The 12,999-nt window shown below is 36.4% G+C and carries 7 protein-coding genes and 1 pseudogene; all 8 read right to left on the reverse strand.

The window, feature by feature from the left end:
- Positions 1-17 precede the first annotated feature (17 nt).
- Positions 18-1,988, reverse strand: coding sequence for an ABC transporter permease (locus KFE17_03345; protein QUO33604.1), 1,971 nt, complete (start codon positions 1,986-1,988; stop codon positions 18-20).
- On the reverse strand, positions 1,988-2,746 hold the full coding sequence (locus KFE17_03350) for an ABC transporter ATP-binding protein (protein ID QUO32802.1): 759 nt from the start codon (positions 2,744-2,746) through the stop codon (positions 1,988-1,990). The genes KFE17_03345 and KFE17_03350 overlap by 1 nt, the downstream gene beginning before the upstream one ends.
- 109 nt (positions 2,747-2,855) lie before the next feature.
- Positions 2,856-3,869: a sensor histidine kinase gene (locus tag KFE17_03355; protein ID QUO32803.1), complete on the reverse strand. Its 1,014-nt coding sequence runs from the start codon at positions 3,867-3,869 to the stop codon at positions 2,856-2,858.
- Positions 3,866-4,534 (reverse strand): response regulator transcription factor, encoded by a 669-nt coding sequence (locus KFE17_03360; GenBank protein ID QUO32804.1) that lies wholly within the window; start codon positions 4,532-4,534, stop codon positions 3,866-3,868. Before KFE17_03360 ends, KFE17_03355 begins: the two co-directional genes overlap by 4 nt.
- 72 nt (positions 4,535-4,606) lie before the next feature.
- Positions 4,607-6,988, reverse strand: coding sequence for an ABC transporter permease (locus tag KFE17_03365; protein ID QUO32805.1), 2,382 nt, complete (start codon positions 6,986-6,988; stop codon positions 4,607-4,609).
- Positions 6,989-7,002: 14 nt separating this feature from the next.
- Complete coding sequence (locus KFE17_03370) at positions 7,003-7,668, reverse strand: ABC transporter ATP-binding protein (protein ID QUO32806.1); 666 nt, start codon at positions 7,666-7,668, stop codon at positions 7,003-7,005.
- 124 nt (positions 7,669-7,792) lie between these two features.
- Positions 7,793-10,450: an ABC transporter permease gene (locus KFE17_03375; GenBank protein ID QUO32807.1), complete on the reverse strand. Its 2,658-nt coding sequence runs from the start codon at positions 10,448-10,450 to the stop codon at positions 7,793-7,795.
- Between the two features lie 33 nt (positions 10,451-10,483).
- Positions 10,484-12,906 (reverse strand): annotated as a pseudogene (locus KFE17_03380) (FtsX-like permease family protein).
- Positions 12,907-12,999 lie beyond the last annotated feature (93 nt).

A 12,999-nucleotide genomic window follows, 5' to 3' on the forward strand; every position in this document is an offset into this window, starting at 1 on the left:
TTGATCTTACAATTCTGTCATTTATAAAGTTCCTTTTTTAAGACTGCATATTGAAAAACAGAGGTTGTAGCCCAATAATATAGCAAATAAATCCCACCAAATACTGCCAATGTAACGATTCCGTATGTCAAGAATAAATTTTCCTGCAAGATTGCTTCTCCAAATACTTGATTTGCTCCTGAAATCAGAAATATCATCATGATCATTGGAAGAATCGCCGGAATGAAAAACAGAACCCCTACTTCTTTTTTTATAAGGTTTCTTCTTGTTTTTTGTGCCACTCCCATTTTATCCAAAATCTGATAATTACGTCGATTATAGTCTATTTTTGAAAGTTGTTCAAAAGCTAATATGGTAGAAGATAAAATAATAAAAATAATACTTAAATATAAGCCACAAAAAGAAATTGCTGCAAATCCAGTTAAAGAGTTTTCAATGCCCCATGCTTTTACAGTTACGCCCATCGTTACTTGTTCTGGCAAACCTTTTCCATCCTGAAGTACAGGAGTCCATGCATTCGGATCATGCAAAAACTTCTTCAGCGCTTGTTTTAATTCTGGATATCCTCCATTTTCTAATTTCATTACCAAACGAATTTTTTCACCGGAAAGCTGGGTTGCCACTTGATCAGGCACTACCAGAATGTATCCTCTTGTGCCTGCCATTTGATATTGTTCCATCGGTTCTGTATAAATTGCTGTTTCTGCAATTCCAAGAACACTGCCTGCTAACAGAATTTCGCTTTTTTGCTCTAACGCTTTTTGAATTTTCTCTACATAATTCCATGTATCACAATGAATAAAAAATTCATTTGAAGACAAACTTACAGATTTTAACCCAAGCATACAACGTAAATGATTATAATCGGACAACGCTAATGCTTCCACCGGATAAGCATCTGTTGCATAAAGATAATAAATCAGTTCATCTTCTACGCTACATTGCTGCTTCGTAAATTCTACCATTGGCTGTAGGCATTCTTTCGTCAGTGGAGCATCCAGAGCAACACCCGCATCATACGGATAATAAGCCTCCATATTCGCCTTATATCCTGCTCCCGTAGAAAGACCTGCAAACATTGTACTCAGGGATACCGTTAAAAGGATTGCGATGACTGCCATAAGCTTTCCAGCAGAATCTACTTTTCTTCCAATCTGTCCCAAATAAAATAGGTTGATGTCCTTATATCTTCTACGTTTACTTTTATTCAAAAGTCTTAACAGCAATACTGGTAAATTACGATACATTTCGTATATTCCTATTGCTGATAAAATTACAGCGCCAATCATCCAAACGTAGAATACATTTGTTTGAACAGACATTCCCTTTGCCAACAGACAGCCTCCCGTAAGGATACATAATACCGACAGAATAATCAGTGTAATATGAAATCTTACAGAATGCGTCTTTCCGTTTTCATTTTTCTGATGATCATAAAGCATATCTACAATTTTACGTTTACGGATAACCTTTGCTGCACGCAATATTCCGATACCGTACATGAGGATAAAAAGTATAAAAGCTGTTGCAAAAGCCTTTATGGAAAAGGAAATACGATAGGTATGTGGCATCTCAAAAATATGGTTGATAATCTGCACCAACACTCCGGAAAGCCCAATTCCTGAAAAAGTTCCTATAAAGAATGCAGCCATTCCAATCACACCATTTTCAATAAAAAATAGTTTTTGGATATTTGAGGTTTCCATTCCCAGTAATTCATAGGTGGCAAATTCCTTTTTCCTTTGTTCCAGCATAAAGCGTATTGCATAGCTGATTACAAAAGATGCAATCAATGCTACAAGAACGGACATTCCCAATATGCCTGATGTCAGCATGGACATATTTTCAGACATGGAGAGGACCTCTTTTGAAAATCCAAGCGCAAGAAAGGAATACATCATGGCAGCAGTCAGAGTAATGGTAACAAAATAGATTACATAATTTCGTATGCTTTTTTTCATATTTTGTATTGCGAGCTTAATATACATCACTTCCCCCCGCCTCCCATCATGGTAAGAACATTCAGGATTTTATCAAAAAATACCTTACGGGTGTCCCTGCCTTTTAAGATTTCAGTGAAGATTACACCGTCACGTAAAAATAAAATACGATTGGCATAGCTTGCCGAAAATGCATCATGTGTAACCATCAGAATGGTTGCACCCAGATTCTCATTCATACTCTGCATGGTAGATAAAAGCATCTGAGATGAGTGGCTGTCCAAGGCCCCTGTCGGTTCATCAGCCAAAATCAGCTTCGGGTGATTGATAATTGCTCTGGCACAAGCACATCTCTGCTTCTGTCCACCGGAAACCTGATATGGATATTTGTCCAAAATATCGGCAATATTCAGACTTTTCGCAATCTCTTCCACTCTCGGTTCTATTTCCCTGACCGGAATATGGTTAATCGTCAGTGCCAGTGCGATATTCTCACTAATGGTTAAAGTATCCAGCAGGTTAAAATCTTGAAAAATAAATCCCAGATTTTCTCTCCGAAACTTTGCAATCGCCTTTTCTTTTATCTCAGTTACATCTGTACCATCCAAATAAATATGCCCTGCGCTTACCGTATCTATGGTAGAAATACAGTTCAGCATCGTTGTTTTTCCTGAGCCTGATGCACCCATAATGCCTAAAAACTCACCTTCCTGCACAGAAAAATCAATATCCTGAATCGCTTTTGTTACATTGCCTTCATTTCCATAAAATTTTTGAATATGGTCTAATTTTAAAATTTCTTTCATGATACTCACCTCGTCTTTTGATATTATGATTGTAACGGATTTCTGCCTGTGTTTGTATCAAGTTTTCTAACAAAATTCTAACAAAAATGTAAGAAATGCAGGGCTTTTCTTAGCCCTGCACCTGATGAATAAAATGATTGATTTGAAAGGACAGGATCATTGTCGTTCCTGTCTCGCCTGACTGGGCGGCAATTCCAATTCCCAGCTTATCACAAAGTCTTTTGCAAAGATAAAGCCCTATACCGGTTGCATTTTGCCGGATACGTCCATTTTGCCCGGTAAAACCTTTCTCAAAAATACGGGGCAGATCATTTGCACAGATCCCGATTCCATGATCTTCTACAAAGAGAAAAATCTGATCTCCCTGCACCTTGGTATAAAAGCGCAATACGGGATGCTCCCGGCTGTATTTTACAGCATTGACAATCAACTGATCCAGAATAAATCGGAGCCATTTGTCATCCGAATAAACCGTCAGTTCACTCTCTTCCGTCTCTAAGGCAACCTGATTCTGCAATAAAAGATACTTGTTATCTGCAATCGCCTGATGCACCACATCAAATAACCGGATTTCCTGAACAGAATAATCCTTTTCCGTATATTCACTACGGGCATAATAAAGCGCCTGTTCTGTAAAGCGATTGGTTTTTTCCAGTTCCCTCATCAGTTCTCTGGTAAAAGGCTCTTTATGATTTTCACACAATAGTTTCATTGCAGTAATCGGTGTTTTGATTTCATGAATCCACTGCTCAATATATTCCCGGTACTCCTGTCTCTCCCTTGCTACTGTTCCAATCTGTTCCAGCATAGATTTGGACGCCATTTTTAAGAGTTGAAAATAAACCTGTTCTTCGGCATGTTCCGGTTCCGGAAGCATCTCTGACAACAAGTATTTTTCTTCCAGTCCTTCTACCATTTTTACTAATCTATTTAATCTCCTTTTTCGCTGATGATAAGTAAACGTCAGTACACCAGCCAGTAACATCGTCCAAATGATAAGAATCACCGCAATACTATCTACATTATTTCCTACAAAGAACAGAAAAACCGATAACAATACCATACAGACGATATTGATGATGAAAATAGGGATTTTGTCTTTCCAATACTGTTTTCCATTCATAATGTGTACCCCTGACGGTGTTTTGTTTTAATAAAGTCTTTAACGCCAATCTTTGATAATTTTTCTCTGATACGGCCAATATTTACACTCAATGCATTATCATCTACATAGAGCTGATTGTCCCATAAATATTCCATCAGATCTGCTCTTGTGCAAATGGTTCCGGCATGTTCAAATAGATAGTACATAATCTTCAGTTCATTTTTTGTGAGTTCTGTTTGCTTTCCTTCCGCTTCTATTGTTCCAGTCTCTAAAGATAAAGAAACTCCTTGATAAGTCAGATGTCTGCTTTGTGTATCAGGATAAGCACGTTTCAGCAAGGAAGCAATTTTTGCAAGTAAAATGGCTGTGTGATAGGGCTTTGTGATAAAAGCATCTCCTCCAAGCATAATACTGTTCAATTCATCCATATCCGTATTGCAGCTGGTAACAAAGATAATCGGAGCCTGTGAAAAACTCCGAATGCCAGAACAAATGGTAAACCCATTTTCTTGCGGTAATTTAATATCCAATAAAATCAGATGTGGATTTATTTTTCGCACTTGTTCTGTTACATCAGAAAAATCTTCAATAACAGATGTGTGATATTTATTTCCCTCCAGTACTGTTTGCAGTTCTTTACGGATCACTGGATCATCTTCAATAATTAAAATTTCTGTATTCATAACAATCCTCCTAAACTGCATTATAACATAATACAGCTAAAATTGGAGCAAGTTTCCCTGCTCCAATTCGTTTTATTCCATTGTTCTGATTTGGTCAACAAGAGATTGCTTTTTCAAATTTCCCGTTGTATATGCAATTAATATCAACTGAACAGCCAACAGAACAGCCGAATATATCAATACAACCGGACATGGGAATGAATAGAAAAAATATGGATTTAATGACCGCATGATCTGAATACATAAAATTCCAAGTCCAACTCCTAAAATCAATGTTACAAGCACAGCAAAGAGTGAATAAATCATGCCCTCATAGCAAAGCATTCGGATGAGTTGTTTTTTGCTTAAACCAATCGCCTGTAACATTCCAATTTCCTGCTTCCGAGACAAAAAATTTGTAATGGTTGTATTTACGAGATTGATCAGCGAAAAACACACAACAATGATAGCTACTATCAGAAATGCACCGAAAACTAGTTGCTGATTTCTATTATAATAATTTACGCTTTCTTCTATGGTATCCATAACCAAATCACTGTTTTTATCTATCAGCTGATTTAATGAAGTTTCAATGGTATCGAATTTATCTTTGTCTGTAATTACGGAAATAGTACCTGTGCAATCCATCCCGGTTCCCTCATTTATAAGTTGTTCCGGGAGAGAAAAACATTTATCGAATCCCGTATAATTATAATCGCTTACTATGCCTTTCACAGTATAAGTTTTCGTCATAATATCACCGGATACATTTTCGTAATCAACTTCTACTGTATCACCTAAAGCAACATCCATTCCATTGAGATCTGCACGTTCTTGTAATAGGATAATTCCATTGTCCGTAATCAATTCATCATAATCAACGGTTCCTTTTATGAGATTTTTTTCTAAATCAGATTGTTCATCTTGACTAAATCCTTGAATCCAATCTCCAGAAATTCCATTTACACGATATTCTGCGTCCGTATAATACCACCGCTTGATTCCGGTAACACCATCGATAGCTTTGATTGTTTTCACAAAATTTTCATTCAGCATATTTTTTTGTTGTAATTTAGTCAACGAAACTTTTGCAGTATCAAAGGATTGATTAGCATTAAGGTGAATATTAAATTCGCCTTTTGAAAAATCCCTCCCACGGGCTTCTGCAACTCCATCATAGGAAACTAATATCGTTGAAATCAATACAACTAACACTCCTCCAAATGCGAGTGAAAATATGGTTAATATAGATTTTGTTTTTTGCCTGGACAGATTCATTTTAGCAAGTGATGCAGGCGTTATTTTTCGGTACAGCGCCGAACTTTCTTTAGACTTTCCTTTATAATCCGAATATCGAAGAGCCTCCATTGGAGATACTGCGGCAGCTTTTTTTACAGGAGTATGAATAGAGAGCATTACCATTGTAAAAGCAAAGAACCCACACCCAATCGTCACACATAAGGAAGTCAGCCAGTACCAGCCCTCCGGAATCAGAAAATATCCGATTACGTTACCTATAATCAAACCAATGGAAATCCCAACAGCAGCAAGTAACTTCCCTTCTCGGTAAACCATTTTTTTAATCTGCCGTTTCGTTGTTCCAATCGTGCGAAGCTGTCCATAGTTACGTATATTGCTTGCAACGGAAATATAAAAAATGGAATAGATCACAATGCCGGAGCCAATAAAAGTTACAAATCCAATCACGAAATAAAATAGCATTTCACTTCCAGAATTTTCGCTCTTCACATGAAAATAAGTGGAGCGAACAATCACATTATCATCGGGGATGTGTAATTGTTTTGCAAGAATGTCTGCATATTCCGTAGCATCTTCTTCGCTCATGTTTTGAGCGTCTTTTAATCCAAGGTAATAATCTATAACCGTATTATTTCCATACTGTTGTTTCACTAATTCTTTCGATATAATAGCTGTATATCGTCCAATATCTCCGGTTTCAACATTTAAGATTCCTGTCAACCTGAAATCATGATTCATCCCGTCAGAAAATGGTATTTTAATTGTCTGTCCTAATTCAGTTGAATACCCCAAACTGTCCAAAAAAGATTCCTGTACTACAATTTCATCTTCCGCAGTTGGTAACTTTCCCGAATAAGGCATACTTTGAGATTTTAGCATATCTGCATTTGCGTAAGTAAAATTTACGGTTGAATGGTTTATTTCTTCAGAAAATGCATTGAAAAATTCTCCAATCCACGCGATCTCTTTTTCTTTGTATAATTCCGAACCCTCTTTTTCTGAAATTGCATGATATACAATCTGTGCTGTTTTTTTATTTAGATTTTTTGTTTTCTGTGTAATTCCAAATCCATAAAGGGTTATTGCAGATAATAATGTACTCGCAAGTGCAATCGTAATAATAATAAAGATATTTCTTTTTCGATTCGCTGATATATTCCTGCTCGAAATACGCTTGATTATGGTTTTTGTATCATTTTCAAAAGGTAATGTCATAAATGCCCACCCCTCTATCCTACTATTTTCCCATCTTCAATCCTCACAATGCGATCAGCAAGCTGTGCAATAGCATTGTTATGTGTAATCATTACCAATGTCTGATCGAACTCTCTACTGGTTCTCTGAAGCAGTCCTAAAACATCCGCACTGGTTTTAGAGTCAAGGTTACCTGTAGGTTCATCGGCCAACACAATTGCAGGTTTAGCAACCAAGGCTCTTGCAATCGCCACTCTCTGCTGCTGCCCACCGGAAAGATTATTTGGCATACTTTTCAACTTATCTTCCAATCCCAGCATAGTAACAACTTCATCCATAAATTTCTGATCTACGGTATCTCCATCTAACTCTACCGGAAGGACAATGTTTTCATAAACATTTAAAATCGGAACCAGATTGTAATTTTGGAAGATAAACCCGATATTCCTCCTGCGAAAAATAGTAAGTTGTTCATCATTCATTTTAGCCAGTTCCTTCCCTGCCACAACTACACTTCCTGATGTTGGAGTATCCAATCCTCCCATCATGTGAAGCAACGTGGATTTTCCGGAACCTGAAGTCCCTACTACTGCTACAAATTCTCCTTGCTCAACAGAAAAATTTACACCATCTAAAGCACGAGTTATATTAGGTTCTGTGCCATAATATTTTTTTAAATCCTTTGTCTGTAAAATTGTCATAATCACTACTTCCTTTCTTTGTTTGATGAGTATATAGTAACGGTCAAATGTTGCAGAAATGTCCTAAAACTCTATGAAACTACTTAAAAATGTTTTAATTTGATGTATTTCATTTTTCATAATCCTAAACGGTTTCATCTTTTAAAACTTCAACAATAATATCCCTACGAATTTTCCGGGATGCCACCATATAGATTCCTCTGATGATGGCAAATGTGAGTATGATATATACTACTACCCCCCAGAACGGAAAAACCTTAAGAAATTCTATAACTGTTATATCCTGTAGCCAAATTAATATGGTACTGACTAAAATTAGTATTGAGATCCCTATTAACAAAGGTTTGATTACAAGAAGAAATCCTTCTGTATAAAGTAAGTGACATAGCCCTTTTTTATCAAGACCGACAGAGCGCAACATAGCAAACTCCTTTTTTCTTTGATATAAACTATTTAATATAGCTGCCACTGCCGATGAAATACCAACAATCCCAAAAAGCGCTGTCAAGCTATAAACAATTAACATTGTAGCATTTGTCAGTTTATCTCTATCAGCTGCTCTTTGTGTTTTACTGGAAGTAAAAAAATCATTCTTACTCAAATATTCACCACAAAGTTGATCCACTCGACTTTGTACTATAATATCTTTCCCTTGCTCAGTACGAAGATTCATATAGGTTCTATAATTATATACTGCACGATCTTCCCCAAAATTGTTTATAATCTCATAATACTCTTCCATAGGTACAATAATAGGCAAAGTATAAAAAGCAACATTCAAACCTATGTCTGGCATCTCTGTAAGTACAGAAGATATTTGAATATCAAAACTATAATTTCCTTGAACAGAGTCTAAAAACTTTTCCGTTAATTGTAACCTCTGACCTTCTTTTATATCCAGATATGACACCTGCTCTTTTTTTGCTTCATAACCCCTAGCATCCGGATTCTTTGCAACTGAATTAACAATAACAGCTGATCTGGAATTATGGGAGGAAATTCCTGCATTCTTTAGATAAGCATTATAAGTATCCTGTTCCAGACCAATTAATGTACAAGGAATTCTATATCTGCCATCACGTTTAACAACATATTCTCCAGCTGCTTTCGTATCAAATCCTCCATATGAAAGAAATTCTTTAGACAATTCTTGCTCCGAAAGCCAACTTGCACACATTGCCATCGTATAAGTTGTCTGTTCTTTCACGTCTGGAAGATCTTTTAATTTCTGAATAAGCGCTGGTTCTATCCGCTGACCAGATTCTAATGTAATATTTATATCAAAAGGATTATCATGTTCTGCTTTCGTATTATTAACATCTGAAACAGAAAAAACAGCCAGAAAACTAAACATGAGTACCATACATAAACATAATGTTACAGTACAGGTCCGAAATAATTTCTTATTTGCGATAAGAGAGTTAGCTGAGACTTTCCCCAAAAATCCAAAACACCTTTTTAAAAAGGTATGTTTTGCTGATTTTTCCAAAGAAACATTGTTCCAATTCTCCTTTATAGCTTCTATTGGACGTATTTTTCCCATTTGTCTTGCAGGTCCGGATGCTGCTAAGAGCACTGTTAAAAAAGAAAGCATTATTGAAATGATTGCAATCCATGGTGAGAAAGAAACTGAAATCTGATTTCCTGTTACTTCGCGTGTCAATTTGGAATATGCGGTCAATACTCCATAAGAAAGCAAATGACCAAGTCCTATAGAAATAACAATTGGAAAAAAAGATAACCAACGTGCTTCATATTTAACTAGCTTCCGTATCTGTTTTGGCGTCATACCTATTGATTTTAATATTCCAAGCTCCTTTATTTTTCGCTTAGCAGAAATGGAAAAGGCCCCGCGGATAATATAGGCAAATACCGTCATAGAAGCAACAGCAACTATCAAAAGTGAAAGAAAAAGTTTAGGTAAATCGCTGCTCCAGAAGTGCCCCGGCTCATAAATTCCATACATTCCGAGCAGAGCTGTATGATAACGATATGGATATTCACCATATTCATCTTGTTCCAAACCAATAGCCTGTGCAATCTGAGGGACTGTTTCATAGATTTTCCTTGGATTCTTTGTCTGGGTATATACAACTACACTAGCATCTTTTGGCGTTTCTTCCAGATTGAGCCAACCATATGCAGGATAACCATTATATGCACTGGAAACTGTCCTATCAATTTCTCCAACAATGGTATACTGTACATTATCTGTTTTTACAAATACTTCCCCATCTTGAAGTGGGGACAGGAAATCAACAATTCTATTATCTTTTCTCCGTTCACCTAATTCTAAATCAATGGTATCACCGATTTTGAAGGAAGGATTATCCTCAAAAAATTTTTTCCCAACAACAATTTCACCCGGAGCCTCTGGAACTCTTCCACGTATAATTAAATTTTTTTCATGCATGGATTCCCAATATTTTGCATCACAATTTTGGACTAAAAGATAAGGATCATTTTCTCTAAACGATAATAGGAATGTTTGGTTATTTCCTTTTACCATAACGTCTTTGATATTTTCATTCTTTTTGATAAGTTCAATCTGATTTGCCTGAACTTCTAATATCTGTGCATCCCAATTCCCTGAATCAAAAATTTCCTGCTGCACTCTCTGATTCCAATAACTCTGCACAAGAGAACATAATGTACACATAAAAGTGGCTGCAATTAATATGGCAGACATAATAGAAAGTGCTGTCCGGTGATTTGCTTTAATATTTTGTTTGGCAAGTTTTTTGACAACTGCATTTGTATCATTTTCAAATGGTAAAGTCATAGCCATTCACTCCTTTCGGCATAATTTTAATCCTTACGTAGTTTCCCTTAATTGTTCCACAATAGATTTTTGCTGCAAAATACGAATAATAATCGCAGAAATTATTAGTGGAAGAAAAATTGAAATTATAATATATGCTCCCATGTAAATGAAAGGGAATTTCCATACCCATGTATCATCCCCCACACTATTTAAGTAACGGACAATGCTATAACCGACAGGCGTTCCTACAGCCAATGTGATACCAATATTCCAAAAAGCCAGTAAAATCCCCTCCCATTGTATCGTCCATTGTAATTGCTTTTTTTCCATGCCAATCGAACGCAAAGTTGAAAACTCATGCTTTCTGGAAAGTGTTGTGGCAATCAATGTGTTAATCAAGTTAATAACTGCAAACAACATAATAAAGCCGCTCAAGCCCCAAATGACAAGACTTGTACGTTGGTACATTGCTTCACTATCCTGATAAAGGTTATGCAGTGTTTCCATTGTAACAGTAGGGATCGTTTCTACCAAGCTATTCATTTTCTCCCGGACTTCTGGCTCTAGAGAAAAATTGTTAATGCTGACTAAAAGATGGCTAGTGAAATTGAAGTTAGGAACGACCATTTTCTGCAATAGCTGATCGGGCAATAGGAAAAATCCTGTTTTTCCGAATAGTTTTCCGCCTATTGGATCTTTAAATATGTCATCGCTGATTTCACCGGCTATGGTGTATTCTGTTTCCTGATACGATTGCCCATCAAACCAACGGAATCTAACGGTATCACCCACTTGGAACGTCCAGTCGAAAACATACTCTGCATACTCATTACGCAATACGAGTATTTCCTTGTTTTCGATCATAGCTTGATAATCTATCGTGCCAGCAGAAAGATACTGTTTCAAAATTCTTTGTTGTTCAGAAGTGAATGGAACAAGTTTATCCTTTCTGGAAGCCTTATTGTATTCAAATTTTGCCTCCAAAGTTTTATATTCTGTAACTTCTTTTACGCCCTCAATCTGTGCGATATTCCGAATGAGATCGTCGTTTAATGGAGATTGTTAAGCTGAACTCCTGTTGTTCCATGAGGATCATTACGGACTGCATTTCTGGACAAGTTAATTTCAAATTCTCCGTATTCCAATAATCCCTGTCGTGCAAAACGCTCCATATCCAAAGAGGATAGTAATGTTGTACCGCCCATAAACATAATCCCAGCTACACCTAAAGAAAGAACGGTCATTATCCACTTACGCCGATTGCGTGAACATCCCATAACAGCCATTGAAAACGGAGTGATTTTTCTATGCAGTTTTTTAGAGTACAACTGTGTAGACTGATACCCCGTATTTTTTGCAGCTTCAATTGGAGATACGCTTCCTGCAATTTTAGCAGGTTTGCTTAAAGCCAGCCATACCATTGCATATACGATGCAAAAAATCAGTACACTTACTAATGCAGTATTCTGCCAACTCCAGCCGTCAGGTTTAAATAAAAAGGCCGCCGTTCCACCAATGATAAGTCCTAAAATTGTTCCTAAAATGCAAAGAAGTTTTCCCTGTGTTCGTAAAATCGTTTTAATTTGCTTTGCTGTAGCTCCCATTGTTCTCAACTGTCCAAATTCTCTTACTTGATTTTGAACATAAATGTAAAAAATACTATAAATAACCAAATAGCTTACTAATAGCACCGCAATCGAAAAAATACTGATAATCATAATATTTTCTTGATTTGGTTCAAGAGAGGCTGCAAAACCATCGTTATAATCAGAATACTGTGGTGTAACACCATAATCAGTCCCGATTTTTTGAACAATCTCTTTAAAATTATCTGATGACATTTGAGCAGTATTTGCTAATTGAACAGTAAGCGCCGTTACAGAAGTTTCAAATTGACTGCCTATGTGGGCATATTCTTCAGAACAGTATAAGGAATATGTCCGTTCTGTTGATCCATTGTCTGTAAGACCAACAACAGTAAAAGTTTCTGAACTTCCATCATAAAAAGGAATTGTAATTTTAGTTCCTAATTCAGCTGGTAATCCTAATCGTGATAAATAGGCTTTATCCACAGCTACATCATATAAACCGATGGGGTATTGTCCCTCTACGATTTCTTCTACGGCAATATTACTGTCATTCTGTTCAATGTAAACTGGAATTACTAAATAATTGTCAACCTGTGTGTTGCCAGCTTGAATATAAATTCTTGAATCAGCAATTCTGCTGTCTCGCCGCAATTCTTCAATTTGCTTATGATTGATATTGTAATAAATTGCATGGTTTGTTGTCTGCAACCCTCTTTTGGTTTCTGTTGCCATTCCGACTACTGAAAGAATAAATCCTGATAGTAATGCAACAGATAGCATTATGGTTAATATGGACAATATCGTTTTGCTCTTACTTTCTTTTATACTTTTTTTTGCATATTTTCTGATTATTACGCTAGTATCATTCTCAAATGGTAATGTCATAGCCATTGCCCCCTTTCGCCATTATCCTAACTCTCAAATGTTGCAGAAATGTCCTAAAATTCTTTTTTTCTAAATTTTTTTAAAAAAGGCAGT

Source organism: Faecalicatena sp. Marseille-Q4148 (assembly GCA_018228665.1).
GTDB lineage: Bacteria > Bacillota > Clostridia > Lachnospirales > Lachnospiraceae > UBA9414.

What these genes read in the sequence shown, in the direction of transcription:
- KFE17_03345 (QUO33604.1), bottom strand. Translation starts at nt 1,988, where the DNA reads ATGTATATTAAGCTCGCAATACAAAATATGAAAAAAAGCATACGAAAT.
- KFE17_03350 (QUO32802.1), bottom strand. Translation starts at nt 2,746, where the DNA reads ATGAAAGAAATTTTAAAATTAGACCATATTCAAAAATTTTATGGAAAT.
- KFE17_03355 (QUO32803.1), bottom strand. Translation starts at nt 3,869, where the DNA reads ATGAATGGAAAACAGTATTGGAAAGACAAAATCCCTATTTTCATCATC.
- KFE17_03360 (QUO32804.1), bottom strand. Translation starts at nt 4,534, where the DNA reads ATGAATACAGAAATTTTAATTATTGAAGATGATCCAGTGATCCGTAAA.
- KFE17_03365 (QUO32805.1), bottom strand. Translation starts at nt 6,988, where the DNA reads ATGACATTACCTTTTGAAAATGATACAAAAACCATAATCAAGCGTATT.
- KFE17_03370 (QUO32806.1), bottom strand. Translation starts at nt 7,668, where the DNA reads ATGACAATTTTACAGACAAAGGATTTAAAAAAATATTATGGCACAGAA.
- KFE17_03375 (QUO32807.1), bottom strand. Translation starts at nt 10,450, where the DNA reads ATGACTTTACCATTTGAAAATGATACAAATGCAGTTGTCAAAAAACTT.